The sequence below is a fragment of the Xylophilus rhododendri genome, assembly GCF_009906855.1.
Taxonomy (GTDB): Bacteria; Pseudomonadota; Gammaproteobacteria; order Burkholderiales; family Burkholderiaceae_C; genus Xylophilus; species Xylophilus rhododendri.
In genome coordinates this window covers 1,552,948-1,568,192 of the sequence record NZ_CP047650.1, presented here as the reverse complement: position 1 = coordinate 1,568,192, position 15,245 = coordinate 1,552,948, and the positions used below count along the sequence as shown (strand labels likewise).

At 68.9% G+C, this 15,245-nt stretch carries 14 protein-coding genes; 7 read left to right on the top strand and 7 right to left on the bottom strand.

All coding sequences use genetic code 11. The features are described 5' to 3' along the window. Positions 1-33 precede the first annotated feature (33 nt). Complete coding sequence (locus GT347_RS07120) at positions 34-942, top strand: LysR family transcriptional regulator (protein ID WP_160551299.1); 909 nt, start codon at positions 34-36, stop codon at positions 940-942. Between the two features lie 61 nt (positions 943-1,003). Continuing rightward, a complete protein-coding gene (locus GT347_RS07115) occupies positions 1,004-1,840 on the top strand; it encodes a transglutaminase domain-containing protein (RefSeq protein ID WP_160551298.1) in 837 nt (278 codons plus the stop codon). Positions 1,841-1,849: 9 nt separating this feature from the next. Here GT347_RS07115 and GT347_RS07110 read toward each other — a convergent pair whose 3' ends face one another. Genes GT347_RS07110 through GT347_RS07100 form a run of 3 tightly spaced genes read right to left on the bottom strand, consistent with a single transcriptional unit; the run spans position 1,850 to position 4,512 of the window. Then, complete coding sequence (locus GT347_RS07110) at positions 1,850-2,275, bottom strand: DUF3830 family protein (protein ID WP_160551297.1); 426 nt, start codon at positions 2,273-2,275, stop codon at positions 1,850-1,852. After that, on the bottom strand, positions 2,272-3,690 hold the full coding sequence (allB, locus tag GT347_RS07105; protein WP_160551296.1) for an allantoinase AllB: 1,419 nt from the start codon (positions 3,688-3,690) through the stop codon (positions 2,272-2,274). Before allB ends, GT347_RS07110 begins: the two co-directional genes overlap by 4 nt. A gap of 30 nt (positions 3,691-3,720) precedes the next feature. Then, positions 3,721-4,512, bottom strand: a complete 792-nt coding sequence (locus GT347_RS07100; RefSeq protein WP_160551295.1) for an SDR family NAD(P)-dependent oxidoreductase — start codon at positions 4,510-4,512, stop codon at positions 3,721-3,723. 175 nt (positions 4,513-4,687) lie between these two features. Here GT347_RS07100 and GT347_RS07095 point away from each other — a divergent pair, with 175 nt between their 5' ends. Next, positions 4,688-5,581 (top strand): LysR family transcriptional regulator, encoded by an 894-nt coding sequence (locus GT347_RS07095; RefSeq protein WP_160551294.1) that lies wholly within the window; start codon positions 4,688-4,690, stop codon positions 5,579-5,581. On the opposite strand, the gene GT347_RS07090 is transcribed toward GT347_RS07095, so the two are convergent. Together GT347_RS07090 and GT347_RS07085 are read right to left on the bottom strand one after the other, a co-directional pair. Continuing rightward, positions 5,578-7,026 carry an amidohydrolase family protein gene (locus GT347_RS07090; protein ID WP_160551293.1) on the bottom strand — a complete coding sequence of 483 codons (1,449 nt, stop codon included), beginning with the start codon at positions 7,024-7,026 and terminating at the stop codon, positions 5,578-5,580. The genes GT347_RS07095 and GT347_RS07090 overlap by 4 nt on opposite strands. Then, positions 7,023-7,814 (bottom strand): SDR family NAD(P)-dependent oxidoreductase, encoded by a 792-nt coding sequence (locus tag GT347_RS07085; protein WP_160551292.1) that lies wholly within the window; start codon positions 7,812-7,814, stop codon positions 7,023-7,025. Before GT347_RS07085 ends, GT347_RS07090 begins: the two co-directional genes overlap by 4 nt. 190 nt (positions 7,815-8,004) lie before the next feature. On the opposite strand from GT347_RS07085, the gene GT347_RS07080 reads away from it, so the two are divergent. Both GT347_RS07080 and GT347_RS07075 read left to right on the top strand, forming a co-directional pair. Further along, complete coding sequence (locus GT347_RS07080) at positions 8,005-9,000, top strand: LysR family transcriptional regulator (protein ID WP_229722774.1); 996 nt, start codon at positions 8,005-8,007, stop codon at positions 8,998-9,000. A 197-nt stretch (positions 9,001-9,197) separates the two neighbouring features. After that, complete coding sequence (locus GT347_RS07075; protein WP_160551291.1) at positions 9,198-12,317, top strand: amidohydrolase family protein; 3,120 nt, start codon at positions 9,198-9,200, stop codon at positions 12,315-12,317. 455 nt (positions 12,318-12,772) lie between these two features. On the opposite strand, the gene GT347_RS07070 is transcribed toward GT347_RS07075, so the two are convergent. Next, positions 12,773-13,965, bottom strand: a protein-coding gene (locus tag GT347_RS07070) for an IS3 family transposase (RefSeq protein ID WP_160550549.1) whose coding sequence is annotated in 2 segments (ribosomal slippage) — positions 12,773-13,692 and positions 13,692-13,965 — 1,194 coding nt in all. Because the reading frame shifts where the segments join, the coding sequence is not laid out codon by codon here. A gap of 306 nt (positions 13,966-14,271) precedes the next feature. Here GT347_RS07070 and GT347_RS07065 point away from each other — a divergent pair. Together GT347_RS07065 and GT347_RS07060 are read left to right on the top strand one after the other, a co-directional pair. Next, positions 14,272-14,469 carry a helix-turn-helix domain-containing protein gene (locus tag GT347_RS07065; protein ID WP_160551290.1) on the top strand — a complete coding sequence of 66 codons (198 nt, stop codon included), beginning with the start codon at positions 14,272-14,274 and terminating at the stop codon, positions 14,467-14,469. 15 nt (positions 14,470-14,484) lie between these two features. Then, positions 14,485-14,910: a DDE-type integrase/transposase/recombinase gene (locus tag GT347_RS07060; protein ID WP_160551289.1), complete on the top strand. Its 426-nt coding sequence runs from the start codon at positions 14,485-14,487 to the stop codon at positions 14,908-14,910. 90 nt (positions 14,911-15,000) lie between these two features. On the opposite strand, the gene GT347_RS07055 is transcribed toward GT347_RS07060, so the two are convergent. Then, the gene (locus GT347_RS07055; RefSeq protein ID WP_160551288.1) at positions 15,001-15,216 is read right to left on the bottom strand and encodes a TOBE domain-containing protein; all 216 of its coding nucleotides are present in this window, start codon (positions 15,214-15,216) and stop codon (positions 15,001-15,003) included. Between the last annotated feature and the right edge of the window lie 29 nt (positions 15,217-15,245).

The window sequence follows — 15,245 nt, the reverse complement described above, 5'->3', positions numbered from 1 at the left end:
AACATCATTTGTGAGCCGATCTCACCGCGACCCATGGCCCGGCTGGAAACCAACCGCTCCGGCGAACTCGAAGTGTTCGTCCGTGTCATCGAACTCGGCGGCTTCTCGGCCGCCGCACGCTCCTTCGGCATGACGCCGTCGGCCGTCAGCAAACTCGTGGCGCGGCTGGAGCAGCGTCTGGCCACCCGGCTGGTGAACCGCTCGACGCGGCAGCTGCAGCTCACGCCCGAAGGCTGCGTCTTCTACGAGCGCGGCGTGCGCATCCTGGCCGAACTGACCGACGCCGAACGCTGCGCCAGCGAGAACGCGGCGCCGCAGGGCCGGCTGCGCATCAATGCCAACGTGCCCTTCGGCCATCACTTTTTGCTGCCGCTGCTGCCCGGCTTCCTGGCCCAGTACCCAGGGGTGAGCGCCGAGATCGTGCTGACCGACGAGGTCGTCGACATCCTGGAGCACCGCACCGATGTCGCGGTGCGTGCCGGGCCGCTGAAGAGTTCCACCCTGGTGGCGCGCAAGCTCGGCGGCACCCGCATGGTCATCGTGGGCGCCCCGGCCTACCTGGACAGGAACGGCCTGCCGAAGAAGCCTGCGGATCTTGCGAAGCACAACCTGCTCGGCCCGAACTACGTGCGCGCGCAGGCCGGATGGCCGCTGCGCCAGGGCGGCGAGGATCTGGTGCTGCCCGTCACCGGCAACGCCCAGGCCGGCGACGGCGAGGCCCTGCGCGCCCTGGCACTGGCCGGGCTGGGGCTGGCACGGCTGGCCGCCTTCCAGGTGCGCGCGGACATCGCGGCGGGCCGCCTGCGGCCGGTGCTCGAACGCTGCAATCCGGGCGATGTCGAGGAGGTGCATGCGGTGTACCTGGGGCAGGGCGGCTATGTGCCGCTGCGGGTGCGTGTGCTGCTCGACTACCTGGTCCAGCACGTCGACTTGAGCGCCTGACCGACACCGGTCGTGCCCTTGTCCGACCGCCGCCGGTCCGTTTGCCGGGCACAGTCGGCGCATGAAGCTTTTCGCATCCTGTGCCCTGTCCCTCCACGTCAACCATCCGACCCCCGTGGTCGCCATCCTGCGGCCCAGAAGCGGCCTGGCGCAATGGCTCGAATCCGAGCGTTACCGGCTCGAACCCTGGGTGCCGTGTTCCGAATTCGTCGATGTCTTCGGCAACCTCTGCCAGCGCTTCACCGTGCCGCCCGGCGGCATGCGGGTGGCCGTGGAGATGGAGGTGATGACCGAGGACGAGATCGCGGTGGACCGCAGCGCTCCCTGGCAGCCGGTGGCCACGCTGCCCGACGATGTGTTGCACCACCTGCTGCCCAGCCGGTACTGCCCCAGCGACCGCATGGAGGACCATGCCTGGAAGATCGTGGGCGATGCCTCGCCCGGCTACGGCCAGGTCGAGGCGGTCACCCGCTGGATTCACGAGAACGTCGAATACCGCTACGGCACCAGCGATGCCAGCACCGATGCCTGCGACACGCTGGCCAAGCGCCAGGGCGTGTGCCGCGATTTCGCGCATGTGGGTGTGTCCCTGTGCCGTGCGTTGAAGATCCCGGCGCGCATGGTGGTGGGCTATCTGTGGAAGCTCGATCCCATGGACCTGCACGCCTGGTTCGAAGCCTTCCTGGGCGGGCGCTGGTACACCTTCGACGCCACCCAGGCCGCGCCGCGCGGCGGCCGCATCGTGCTGGCCTACGGTCGTGACGCGGCCGACGTGGCCTTCATCTCCGACTACGGCAAGCTGCCGCTGTCGGTCGCCGACATGGAGGTGGAGGTGCGCCGGCTCGACGAGCAGCCCGCGGCCAAGGCCAAACCCGTGGCCGCGCCGACCCAGCGCTGAGGTCGCGCCTCAGAGCAGCTCGAACAGCACGTCCTGCGCGCCCTGCCACAACACCCGCTCGCCCAGCGCCGGCAGCTGTTCCTGGCCTTCCACGATGGTCAGGAAATGGTTGCCCGCCAGCGGCCCCATGCGGCTGGCGAAGCTGCAGCCGCCGTAGGCCAGGATGATCTCGGTCTCGCTGTAGCCGCCGGGGTAGAACAGGAAGTCGCCCCGGGACGGATGGCTGGTGTGATTCTCGAAACCCACCGGCTCGCCTTCGTGAAGCAGCCGGAACTCGCCCAGCGGCACCCAGCAGGCCTCGCCGCTCCAGCGCACATGGATCAGCTTCTGCCGGTAGGGCAGCAGCTGCAGGAAGGCGGCCACGGTGCGCGGTGCATCGGGATGCGTTTCGGCGATGAAGACCAGGGACCCGGCGGTGATGCGGATGCGGCTCACAGCGGCGTCTCCAGCACGGCGCCCAGGTAGTGCTCGGTGTTGCGCGGTTTCGGCGTGGGCATGGCCTGTATGCCCTTGACCGAGCGGCCCCAGCCGGCGGCGTCCGCCACCAGCTTGCCCTCGCGCATCACGAAGCGGCCGCGCACCAGGGTGTGCAGCGGATAGCCCTGCACCGCACGCCCGTTCCAGGGCGAGATCTTGCTGATGCTCTGCAGCCGGTTCTGCGACAGCGTGCCGCTGCGCGCCATGTCCACGATGGCGATGTCGGCATGCGCGCCCGGCGCGATCACGCCCTTGGTGCCGTACAGGCCCCAGGCCTTGGCGGGGGCCACCGCGCTCCAGCGCACATAGTCCATCAGGGAGGCACGTCCGCGGTTCACCTCGGTCAGCATCAGCGCCATCTGGGTCTCCACGCCGGGGAAGCCGCAGTCGCAGTCCCAGATGTTCTCGCGGGTCTTCTCCTCGGGCGTGTGGGGCGCGTGGTCAGTGGCGATCATGTCGATGGTGCCGTCCATCAGCGCGTCCCACAGGGGCTGGTTGTGGCGCGGCTCGCGGATCGGCGGGTTCACCCGCAGGATGCCGCCGAGCTTCAGCATGTCCTCGGTGTTGAGCAGCAGGTATTGGGGGCAGGTCTCGGCGGTCACGTCCACGCCGCGCCGCTTGAACTCGCGCAGCAGGTAGAGCGAATCGGCCGCGCTGTGGTGGGCGATGTGCACCCGCGCGCCGGTCCATTCGGCCAGGGTCAGCACCCGGTTGATCGCCTCGATCTCGGCGATGGCGGGGCGGGCCGCCAGGTGGGCCAGGGTGTCGGTGCGGCCGGCCTCCTGCATGCGCTGCTGGCGGCGCAGCAGGATGGACGAGTTCTCGGCATGCACCACGGTGCGGATGCCCAGCGGCGCCAGGGTCTCGAAGCCTTCGAGTAGCGCACCGTCGGTGGGCGCGGGCAGGTTGCCGAAGGTGTTGCCGACAAAGGCCTTGAAGCTGGTCACGCCGGCATCGAGCAGCTCTTCGAGCCGGTGCACCGAGTCGTCGCCCAGCAGGCCGTGGATGCCGAAGTCCACATAGGAGGACTCGGCCGCCTTCTGCTTGATGCGCAGGGCCTCGACGGTGCCGGTCGGCGGATGGGTGTTGGGCATCTCGAAGACGGTGGTCACGCCGCCGCAGGCAGCGGCGGCCGAGCCGGTCTTCCAGGTCTCCTTGTTGGGATAGCCGGGGTCGCGGAAATGCACATGGCTGTCGATGGCGCCGGGCAGCAGGAAGAGGCCGTCGGCGCGCATCTCCTCGCGGGCGGGCGGCATCAGGTCGTCGTGGCCCACGGCCACGATGCGTTCGCCGGCGATGGCCACCGAGGCCTGGATGATCTGGTCGGGCGACACCACGCTGGCGCCGCGGATGACGAGGTCTACTTCTTTCATGGGGGGTCTACTCTCGGGGAAAACGGGTTGTCAGAGGGAGGCCCAGCCGCCGTCCACCGCCAGGTCGGCGCCGGTGATCTGGCGCGAGACCTCGCTGGCCAGGAACAGGCAGGCGTTGGCGATGTCGGCATCGGTGGAGACGCGTTTGAGTGCGTAGTCGGCCGCATGCCGCGCCATGGCCTCCTTCAGCGTGATGCCCAGCTTCTCGGCCATGTTGGCGCAGACCTTCTCGCGAAAGCGCGGGCCGTCCACCATGCCGGGCGCCACGCAGTTCACGTTGACGTTGTGCGCGCCGGCCTCCAGCGCGAAGCTCTTGGTGATGCCGCGCAGGCCCCACTTGGAGGCCGAGTACGCCGCCCGCCCCGCGCGCCCGCGCATGCCGAAGGTGCCGCCCACGTTGACGATCTTGCCGCCCTCCTGCTTGATCATGGCCGGCAGCACCGCACGCATGGTGTTGAAGCAGCCGGTCATATTGAGTTCGACGATCTCGTTGAACTCGGCCGTGGTGGTCTCCCAGCCGGTGCGGCCGATGGGGCCGGAGCCGCCGGCCACGTTGACCAGCACGTCGATGCGGCCGAAGGCCTTGAGCGCGGTGGCGGCCAGGGCCTCGGTCTGCGTGCCCTGGGTCAGGTCGCAGGGCACCACGATGGCTTCCGAGCCGAGGGCGCGCACCTCGGCGGCCACCGGTTCGATGGCGGTGGTATCGCGCCCGGCCAGCACCAGTTTCGCGCCCTCGTGGGCGAAGGCCAGCGTCACGCCGCGGCCCATGCCCTTGGCCGGGCCGGTGATCACGACCACCTTGTTCTTGAGTTTGAGATCCATGGCAAATCCTTTGCTGCGGGGTTCTGGGGCAGGCGCCGCGCCATGTCGGTGCGGCGCCTTCCGTGCGGCCGGAAGCACGCAGGCGACATGCCAGAAAGCGTTGCCGGTCCATGCCGATTTACGTACCATGCGATGCTGTTACGGCAGCAGTCCGACCAGCACCTCCACGCCGCCCATGAACCACCTGAGATTCCTCCGCTACATCGACGAAGTGGCCCGCAGCGGCTCGATCCGCCAGGCGGCCGAGCGCCTGCACGTGGCCGCCTCGGCGGTCAACCGGCGGGTGCAGGACATCGAGGAGGAACTGGGCACGCCGCTGTTCGAACGCCTGCCGCGCGGCATGCGGCTGACGGCGGCCGGCGAACTCTTCGTGCGCTATATCCGCGACCGTTCCTCGCAGCTCGACCAGGTGCGTTCGCAGATCGAGGAACTGCACGGCCTGCGGCGCGGCAGCGTGCGGCTGGTGGCCAGCCAGGCGCTGGCGCCGTTCTTCCTGCCGGACGCGGTGGCCGCATTTCGCAGGCAGCATCCGCTGGTGGCCTTCCAGGTGCGGGTGGGCGACCACCTGCAGGCGCTGGAGCGGCTGCGCGCCTACGAGGCCGACCTGGCCCTGGTCTTCAACCTCGCGCCGGAGCCGGATGTGGAAAGCCTGGCCGAGATCGAGCAGCGCCTGGTCTGCCTGATGCATCGCGGCCATCCGCTGGCCCGGCGTGCCGGCGGCCTGCGGCTGCGCGACTGCACCGACTATCCCATCGCCCTGCCCAGCCCCGAACTGGGCGGCCGCCAGATGCTGGACCGCTTCCTGGTCGGCAGCTCGATCAAGCTGCGGCCGGCCATCGAGAGCAACAGCTTCGAGTTCCTGCGCGCCTGCCTGCACCATGACGACACGCTGAGTTTCCAGATCCGCATCGGCGCGGTGACCGAGCGGGAGGACCTGGTGGTCAAGGAGATCGAGGACCGGGGCTTTCCGCGCGGCCGGCTGATGCTGGCGGCCTTGCGCGGCCGGCAGATGCCGGTGGCGGCGCATGCCTTCGCGCAGCACCTGATCCACGCACTGCAGGCGATCTAGCAGCAGCCCAGGTGCATGCGCAGCGCGCGCTGCAGCCGCGCGATGGCGGGTGCGTCGGGCGGCTCGGCGGCATGGCGGGCGCGGGCGTCGTCCAGCAGCGCGGCTTCCAGCGAGGGCAGGTCCACCGAGGCGCAGGCCGCGTCCGACACGATGCAGCGGCCGCGCACCCACAGCTGGTGGATGTGGGCCTTGGTGGCGCGGGCCAGCACCAGTTCCAGCAGCTCGGGCGCATCCGGGGCGATGCGGTCGCGCACGATTTGCTGCGTGTCCAGCACCAGCATGTCGGCCGGCGCACCGGTTTGCAGCACACCGCCGCCGTCCTCGCCCACGATGCTGCGGCGGCCGTCCACGCACAGGGCCTGGAAGAGTTGCGCGGGCTGGAACCGGTCCTGCCGGTCGCTGGCCTGCAGCTGGTGCCAGGCCAGGCGCGTCTCGCGCAGCATGTCTTCGTCGTCGTCCAGGCTCATGCCGTCCAGGCCCAGGCCGAAACGCAGGCCGGCGTCGAGCCAGCGGCCAAAGGCCGGCATGCCCGAGCGCAGGCGCAGGTTGGAGGACACATTGGCGCTGACCGTCACGCCGCGCTCGGCCAGCAGGGCGCAGTCGGCCTCGTCCAGCCACACCGCATGGGCCAGGGTGAGGCGGGGCGAGAGCAGGCCGATGGCATCGAGGTGGCCCAGCAGGCCGCCTTTGTATTCGGCATCGGCCCACCGGCGCTGGCGCTGGGTCTCGAAGAGATGCATGTGCACCCGCCGGCCGCTGTCGGCGCTGGCGCGGGCGATGGCGGCCATGGCCTCGTCATCCACCCACTGCGGGCCGACCGGGCCGTACTGCACCTGGAAGCCCTCGTGCTCCAGTGCGGCGATGGCCTCGACCAGGGCCAGGTTCTCGGCCAGCGTGCGGGTCGGCTGGCGCATGCGGCGCAGCCGTTCGTGGTCGCCGTGCGGCAGGTGGGCGAGCAGGGGCTCCAGCGGGCCATAGACCACCGAATTGCGGCCGGCGAAGGGCACGGCGAAGGCGATGCGCACGCCCACGTCGCGCGCCGCGCGCGAGACGGCCTCGGCCTCCTGCAGCAGGGCCCGGCCGTCCTGCGTGTTGTGGCAGTGGTTGGCCAGGGCCACGCCGCCTTCGGCCATGCGGGCGAAGCCGACGGCGGCGCGCAGGTAGGGGTCCACCTTCGGCTCGCGCGCGAGCGCGGGCAACCACAGTTCGAGGGACTGGTCGCAGGCGCCGAAGGCCAGGGTGCGCAGGCCGCGGCCATGGTCGTGGGCGTTGCAGGGGGCGGGCAGGGCGATGCGGTGGCGGGCCTCGGGCGGCAGCTGCGCCAGGGGCTCGATGCGCGCGATGCGGCCGTCTTGCAGATGCAGCCGCGACGGCCCCAGCGGCGGCTCTACGCCGGGCCGCGCATACACCCCGGCGACCTCCACCGTCCGCAGCGGCAGGCTCACAGCGCGGCCCAGCCGCCGTCCACCGGCAGGTCCACCCCGGTGATCTGCCGCGCCACGTCCGAGCACAGGAACAGGCAGGCATTGGCCACGTCCATGTCGGTGCTGATGCGGCGCATGGCGTATTCCTCGGCGTGGCGCTCCTCGGCCTGCCGGGCGTCTATGCCGAACTTCTGCATCGCCTCGGGGATCCACTTGCGGCGGAAATGCTCGTCGTCCACCATGCCCGGCGCCACGAAGTTCACATTGATGTTGTAGGGCCCGGCCTCCAGCGCGGCCGACTTGGTCACCCCGCGCAGCCCCCACTTGGAGGCCGAATACGCCATGCGCCCGGCGCGCCCGCGCATGCCGTAGGTGCCGCCCACGTTCACCACCTTGCCGTAGCGCCGCGCGATCATGCGCGGCAGCACCGCCCGCATGGTGTTGAAGCAGCCCAGCAGGTTGACCTGCATCGTGTGCTCGAACTCCATCGGCGAGGTGTTCCAGGTGGCGTCGCCGATCGGGCCGGTATCGCTGGCCACGTTGATCAGCGCGTCGATCTGGCCGAAGCGCTGCACCGCCAGCTCGGCCATGCGGTCGGTCTCGTTGGGGTTGGTGACGTCGCAGCGCACCGGCAGGGCGCTGGCGCCCATGCCCTCCACGCTCATCACCACCGACTCGATCGCTTCGAGGTCGCGGCTGGCCAGCACCAGCTTGCAGCCTTCCTGGGCGAAGGCCCGTGTGATGGCCGGGCCCAGGCCCTTGGCCGGTCCGGTGATGACGACGACTTTTCCGCGCAGACCCAGGTCCATAGATCGATGTTTTCCAGACAGTAAAGCGACTCGTGCGTGCGGGGCCATTGGCATCGTGCTTGCTTGGATGGTGTCCATCCCCGCATGGAACAGGCCCTGTCCCCGCGGCTCCACGTTAGTGGATGGCCGGGGAGCGGGAGGTGCCGAATTCGTGTGGCTGTGTTGACTTATCGGTCCGAGGAGTGGTGTCGTGGCTTTGCGAAACATGCGCGTCCTGCGCTATCTGGAAGAGGTGGCGCGTGTGGGTTCGGTGCGCCAGGCGGCCGAGCGCCTGCATGTCACGCCCTCGGCCCTGCTGCGGCGCATCCAGGACGTGGAGGCCGACCTGGGCTCGGCCCTGTTCGAGCGCAACTCCTCGGGCGTGCAGCTCACCGCCGCCGGCGAGATCTTCATCGGCTGGGTGAAGAACCAGAACGCCGACCTGCGCCGCGTCTATTCGCAGATCGAGGCCCTGGCCGGCCTGCGGCGCGGCGAGATCCGCATCTCGGTCAGCCAGGCGGTGGCGCGCGGTTTCCTGAAGGACGAGATGAACGCGTTCCGGCAGAAGTACCCGCTGCTCAAGCTCACCGTGAACCTGTGCGACCACGCCACCGCCATGCGCCACCTGATGGCCTACGAGGCCGACCTGATCCTGGTGTTCCGCCCCCAGCAGTCGGCCGAGCTGCAGCCCATCATGTCCATCGGCCAGGGCATGGTGGCGGTGATGGCGCACGACCATCCGCTGGCCGCCAAACCCAAGCTGCGGGTGCGCGAATGCGTGATGTACGACCTGGCGCTGCCCGACCCCAGCTACTCCGGCCGCGCCCTGATCGACCAGGTGCTGGCGCGCAGCTCCTCGATGCAGCCCAATCCGGTGATGGAGTCCAACTCCTTCGACCTGCTGGCCGACATGGTCAAGGGCACCGAGATCATCACCTTCCAGGTGGACATAGGCGCCTCGCACTGGCGGGCCGATCCGCAGCTGGCGGTGCGCCCCATCGACGAGGCCGACGGCGCCCACGGCCCGCTGGTGCTGGGCCAGCTGAAGGGCCGCACCCTGCCGCTGCCGGCCGCGCGTTTCGCCGAGCAGCTGGCGCGCAAGCTCGACGACATGCGTTCGCTGCCGATGGAGGCGGCCATCGCCGCGCCGCAGCCGGCGCCCGTCGCGGTGATGGAGCACGACATCGCCGACGAGCTGGAGGACTGACGGACGGACAAGGGCGCGTGGCCTTTTGCGCAGCGCCGCCCTGCGCAAAAGGCGACACGGCGCGGGCGGCCGGTACCTAGCATGGGTGTCCCGGTTTCATCGCCCTCATCGCCCCATCCGCCGTGTCCCTGTACTGTCTCCAATGCGGCGATGCCCGCGACTCCCGCCCCGGCCGTGCCACCAGCCGGCGCGGCTTCATGTCCCTCACCGCCGCCGTGGCCGCGGCTGCCGCGATGGATCCCTGGGTGCTGCAGCCGCAGGCCGCCACCTCCGCCGCCGCCATGGCCGAGCAGCAGGAGTGGGGCGACACCCCGGTCGAGCTGACCCAAGGCACCAACCTCGCCATCGCCCTGTCGCCCGACCGCCGGCAGATCGCGATGGACCTGCAGGGCATCCTCTGGACCATGCCGGCCGAAGGCGGCAGCGCCCGCCGCCTCACCGGCTACCTGCACGACATGGCCCGGCCGCACTGGTCGCCGGACGGCGGCCGCATCGTCTTCCAGTCCTACCGCGACGGCAATTTCCATTTGTGGGCCATCGCGCCCGACGGCAGCGGCCTGACCCAGCTGACCCGCGGCGAGTTCGATTGCCGCGAGCCCGCCTGGTCGCCCGATGGCCGCGAGATCGCCTTCGCCAGCGACCGCGGCGGGCACTACGCCCTCTATGCCTATGCGCTGGCCACCGGCCAGGTGCGCCGCATCGCCGACACCGAGGGCGAGGACGGCGAGCCGGCCTGGTCGCCGGACGGCTCGCGTGTGGCCTTCTCGAGCAGCGGCCGCATCCTGTCGGTGCCGGCCGATGTGGGCGCGCCGCGTGTGGAGTTCGCCGGGCCCGGCGCCAGCGCGCCGGCCTGGTCGGCCGATGGCCGGCGCATCAGCTGCCGGCAGGTGATCGGCACGCCGCGCGACGTCACCGCCTGCCGCCTGATCGTCGACGGCCAGCCGGCCAGCGACGATGCGGAGGATGTGTTCCCGGTGCCGGCGGTGTGGCTGTCGGCCGACGAGCTGCTCTACACCGCCGATGGCGAGATCCGCCGCCGCCGCATCGGCGCGGCATCCACCGTGCCCGGCCGCATCCCTTTCAGCGCCACGGTGCGTGTCACTGCCCACCGGCCGCCGCTGCGGCGCCGCCGCGACTTCGACAGCCGCGCACCGCGCCCGGTCAAGGGCATCGCCTTTCCCAGCCTGTCGCCGGAGGGCGGCCGGGTGGCCTTCGGTGCGCTCGGCCAGCTCTGGCTGCTGACGCTGGGCCAGCCCGAGCCGCGCCAGCTCACCCACGACCGGGCCGCCAAGATCGGCCCCTGCTGGTCACCCGATGGCCAGCGCCTGCTCTATGCCTGCGACCGCAGCGGCATGCTGCAGCTCTGGGTGCATGAGCTGCGGACCGGCGACGCACGCCAGCTCACCGACTCCGACCGGCCGCTCAAGCAGGCCGCCTGGTCGCCCGACGGCAGCCGCATCGTCTGCGCCAGCGAGGATGGCTGGCTCTGCCTGGTCGACCCCGCCAGCGGCGCGATCCGGAAGGTGGCGCGGCAGACCGCCTGGTCGGGCCGCTCCAGCTGGTCGCCCGATGGCGAATACCTGTCGCTGGCCGGCGTGCGGCCGTATTCGGCGCGCTACCGCGAGGCGGTCAATGCCATCCTCACGGTGCACCTGGCCAGCGGGCGCATGCGTTACCAGGTGCCGCTGCCGGGGGTGTCGCTGGACGTGCGCAACGTCAACGGGCCGTTGTGGTCGCCCGATGGCAAGCATTTCATCTACACCCTCGGCGGCACGCTGTGGCGCTCGCCGATCGGCGCGGACGGCAGCCTGCAGGGCGCGCCCGAGGCGCTGGGCGAGGACACGGCCGATGCCCTGAGCCTCAGCGCCGACGGTCGGCGACTGCTCTACCTGAGCAACGGCCGGCTGCGGCTGCGCGAACTCGACGGCCCGGCCCTGCCGCAAGGACAGGACATCCCCTTCCACCTGCGCTGGTCCGTGGCCCGCCCCGCCGGCACCACCGTGGTCCATGCCGGCCGCTTCTGGGACGGCGTGGCCGACACGCTGCGCGAGGACGTGGACATCGTCATCCGCAGCCACCGCATCGCCGCCATCGAGCCGCACCGCGCGCACCGCCCGGGCGTGCGCTGGGTCGATGCCAGCAGCCAGACGGTGATGCCCGGCCTGATCGACATGCACACCCACCGCGAGATGGGCAACCAGCTGGCCTCGCGCGATCCGGCGATCTTCCTGGCCTACGGCATCACCTCCACCCGCGGGCTGGCGGACAACGCCTACCTGGCGCTGGAGAACAAGGAGTCGGTGGATGCCGGCTGGCGCGTGGGGCCGCGGCATTTCGGCACCGGCGAGGCGCTGGACGGCTCGCGTGTGTTCTACGACGGCATGCATCCGATCCGCCATGCCTCGCAGCTGCTGCGCGAGTTCGAGCGGGCGCGGGCGCTGGACTACGACCTGCTCAAGACCTATGTGCGGCTGCCGGCCGACCTGCAGGAGCGGGCGGTGCGCATGGCCGAGCGGCTGGGCATTCCGATCACCTCGCACTACCTGTTCCCGGCGGTGGCCTTCGGGGCGCCGGGGCATGAGCACATGGGCGGCACCAGCCGCTTCGGCTATTCCCGCACCGGGAGCATGTTGGGGGTGGGGTACCAGGATGTGGTCGCCATCGCGGGGGCTAGCCGGAGTTTTCGTACGCCGACGATCTTCGGGCTGGAGGGGCTGTTGGGCGACCATCCCGAGGAGGTGCTTGAGGATGTGCGCGTGCAGCGGCTGTTTCCGGATGCGGAGCGGGCGCCTCTTGAGCGCGCTGCGCGGGGCGGGCCCAGCCGGCCGGTGCGCATGGTGGCCAACCAGGTGGCGACCCTGCGGGCGCAGCAGGCTGCGGGGGTGACGGTGGTGTGCGGGAGCGACTATCCGATCGTGGCTGCGGGCCTGAGCCTGCATCTCAATCTGCGGGCCATGGTGCGGCATGGGATGCCGGCTGTGGATGCGCTGCGGACTGCCACTGCCAACGCGGGGCGTGTGCTGGGGCACGACCTGGGGACCTTGCTTGTCGGGCAGTTGGCTGACTTGGTCTGTGTCGAGGGGGATCCTCTTGCCGATATCGGCTGTGCGGCGAAGGTGCGGCGGGTGATGGTGGGTGGGGTTGACCACTCTTTGGAGGATTTGCTGGCGCCGTTTCCTGCTGGATTGAAGACTGCTGCCGTTGCGGGGGCTGTGCCTGCTGTGGCTGCTGTGCCGCTGGCGGTTGGGGAGGCGTGGTGGCATTCGCCGCACTGGGTTGCTGAGGCTCGGGCTCTTTGTTGCCTTGCTACTGGGTAGGCTTTGCTTTTTTTTCTGTTCTCCTGCGGAGGGCGGAGCTGGGGCTGCGCGCCCCAGACCGCGCTCACTTTCTTTGCTTCGCCAAAGAAAGTAAGCAAAGAAAGGCGACCCGGCTGCGGGAGTCCCCCTCCTGCGGAGGGGGCACGCTGCGGTGCTCGCAAAAGCGGGGTCCACGACAACTCGCTTCGCTCAAACAGGTCGTGGCCCTGACCCGCTTTTGCTGCGCTCCTCGCTCACCCGCAGACGGGACCCGGGAGCGGGGACAGCCACTGCTTCGCAGGGCAACGGGCCGTCGCTTCGCTCGGCCTCCACTGAAATGCGGCCGATGACAAGGGGCGGGTTATTCAATCGGAGGCCGAGCGCAGCGACGGCCCGTTGCGCTGCGAAGCAGCCGCTGTCCCCGCTCCCGCTTCCGGGTCCCGTGAGCCCGAGAGCGAGGAACGGAGCTGTCCTGGTCAAGAATTTTCGGACAGTTCGATAGGGCGTGTTGCTGCCATTTTTCGCTCGAAGGCGTTGGGCGGCAGATAACCCAATGTCGAATGCAGTCGAGTGCTGTTGTAGAAGCCGACGATGTAGTCGCCGATGTCTGCAGCAGCCTCAGCGTGATTGGCGTAGTCGCGCTGCCAGACGCGCTCCATCTTCAAGTTCAAGAAGAAGCGCTCCATCACCGCGTTGTCCCAGCAGTTGCCCTTGCCGCTCATGCTGGCCAGCAGGCCGTGGCGTTGCAGTACGTCGCGATGAAGCTCGCTGGCATATTGACTGCCCCGGTCGGTATGCACGATCAAGCCGGGGCTGGGTTTTCGTTGGCCAATGGCCATCTCCAAAGCCGCACAGACCAGCTCTGCCGGCATGCTCGGTGCAGTAGCCCAGCCAATCAACTTGCGTGAATACAGGTCCAGGACGGCAGCCAGATAAAGCCAGCCGCTGCGAGTCCGGATATAGGTGATGTCTGCCACCCAAGCTTGATTGGCCGAGGCTGGCGCGAATTGCCGCTGCAGCACGTTTGCAGCCACCGGCAGCGTGTGGCGGCTGTCGGTGGTGTGAACGAATTTGCGCTTCCAGCTTGGCTGCAGGCGGTGTTCGCGCATTAGTCGGCGTATGCGCCAGCGGCCAACGTCAATGCCCTGGACCTCGAGCGCAGCACGCAACCGACGGCTGCCGTAACTGCGCCCGCTCGCTGTAAATGCGGCCTTCAATTGCACCTCAATGGGCTCGATTACGGCAGGCCGAGCTGCTCGTTTAAGCGCTGCGTAATAACCTGCTCGGCTGACACTCAAGACACGACACAGCGTGCTCACTGCAACTGTCTCGGCCTTCTTCTGCCACTGAGCAATCACGCGGTGGATTACTTCAGTTCCCGGGCGAAGAAGGCCGATGCTTTTTTTAAGATGTCGTTGTCCTGGCGCAGTTGCCGCAGCTCTGCTTCGAGCTGACGAATACGCCGTTGCTCCTCGGTCAAAGGCTTGCCAATGCCGGGCTGGCCTGCACTCTCTGCATCGTATTGCTCGACCCAACGGCGCACCGCGCTGTCGGTCAGGCTCATGTCTCTGCAGACCTGCGGCACGCTCAGGTTCTGCTCTCGGATCATCTTGACGACTTGAAGCTTGAAGGCCTCGTCGAAGCTGCGGCGGGGAAGGCGGTTCGTCATGTTCCAGTTGTCCTCAGGGGTTTGAATCCCCTATCGACTTGTCTTTGGAAATTTGACCAGGACAAGCAAAGGCGGATCAGGGCCACGACCTGTTTGAGCGAAGCGAGTTGTCGTGGACCCCGCCTTTGCGAGTACCGCAGCGGTGCCCGAAGGGCCTCGGGTGTCGGGTCGCCTTTCTTTGCTTACTTTCTTTGGCGAAGTGTTCAGACCGGGGACATGGGAAACGGGTGTGCGGGGACATGGGAAACACTTCTGTGCGGCAGTCAAGCCGAGGAGAAGCCCATGCCCTGGCAACCGAGAGACCTCATGAGCACCAAGCAAGAGTTCGTGGAGCTGGCCCTGCAGGAAGGGGCTAATCGGCGCGAGTTGTGCCGGCGCTTCAACATCACGCCCAAGGCGGGCTATGCGCTGCTCAAGCGTTTTGCAGTGGAAGGTCAAGCGGCCTTCGTGGAGCGCTCCAGGCGCCCCGTACACAGCCCGCTGCAGACGCCCGCGGACATGTAGTCGGCCGTCCTGGCGATGCGGCGCGAGCATCCTGCCTGGGGCGCGCGCAAGATCTGCCGCAGGCTGCTGGACCTCGGCCACCGCGAGGTGCCCGCCACCAGCACCGTCACCGACATCCTGCGACGCAACGGCCTGATTCCCGCAGAGTCCAGCGCTGCCAGCCAGCCCTGGCAGCGCTTCGAGCACGAGCATCCCAACGCGCTGTGGCAGCTCGACTTCAAGGGCCACTTCGAGACCGCTGCCGGGCGCTGCAACCCGCTGACCTTGCTCGACGACCACTCGCGCTTCAACCTGGCCGCGGCCGCCTGCGCCAGGACCGACAGCGCCACGGTGCAGAGCCAGCTCCAGGCAGTCTTCGAGCGCTACGGGCTGCCCGCGCGCAAATTGAGCCGAGGTGTTTGCTATGTCCCCGCACAGGTGTTTCCCATGTCCCCGGTCTAAACAGCGAAGCAAAGAAAGTGAGCGCGGTCTGGGGCGCGCAGCCCCAGCTCCGCCCTCCGCCAGGAGAACCGCCCCCGCAGAAAATTAAATTCAGAGCTTGGCGATAGACACCTCGGTGGACTTGACCAGCGCAACCACCTCCGAGCCGATGTCCAGTCCCAGGTCATCGACCGACCGGGTCGTGATGACCGATGTCACGATCCCCCAGGGCGTCTCCACATCCACCTCGGAAACGACATCGCCGCGGATGATCTCGCGAACCTTGCCCTTGAACTGATTGCGTACGTTGATGGCCTGAATGCTCATGTCTGCTGCTCCAAAAAAAGCGGTGGGGG

Bases quoted from the DNA above. Each gene is read 5' to 3' on its own strand.
- GT347_RS07120 (WP_160551299.1), top strand. From the start codon at position 34: ATGGCCCGGCTGGAAACCAACCGCTCCGGCGAACTCGAAGTGTTCGTC.
- GT347_RS07115 (WP_160551298.1), top strand. From the start codon at position 1,004: ATGAAGCTTTTCGCATCCTGTGCCCTGTCCCTCCACGTCAACCATCCG.
- allB (WP_160551296.1), bottom strand. From the start codon at position 3,690: ATGAAAGAAGTAGACCTCGTCATCCGCGGCGCCAGCGTGGTGTCGCCC.
- GT347_RS07100 (WP_160551295.1), bottom strand. From the start codon at position 4,512: ATGGATCTCAAACTCAAGAACAAGGTGGTCGTGATCACCGGCCCGGCC.
- GT347_RS07095 (WP_160551294.1), top strand. From the start codon at position 4,688: ATGAACCACCTGAGATTCCTCCGCTACATCGACGAAGTGGCCCGCAGC.
- GT347_RS07085 (WP_160551292.1), bottom strand. From the start codon at position 7,814: ATGGACCTGGGTCTGCGCGGAAAAGTCGTCGTCATCACCGGACCGGCC.
- GT347_RS07075 (WP_160551291.1), top strand. From the start codon at position 9,198: ATGTCCCTCACCGCCGCCGTGGCCGCGGCTGCCGCGATGGATCCCTGG.
- GT347_RS07065 (WP_160551290.1), top strand. From the start codon at position 14,272: ATGAGCACCAAGCAAGAGTTCGTGGAGCTGGCCCTGCAGGAAGGGGCT.
- GT347_RS07060 (WP_160551289.1), top strand. From the start codon at position 14,485: ATGCGGCGCGAGCATCCTGCCTGGGGCGCGCGCAAGATCTGCCGCAGG.
- GT347_RS07055 (WP_160551288.1), bottom strand. From the start codon at position 15,216: ATGAGCATTCAGGCCATCAACGTACGCAATCAGTTCAAGGGCAAGGTT.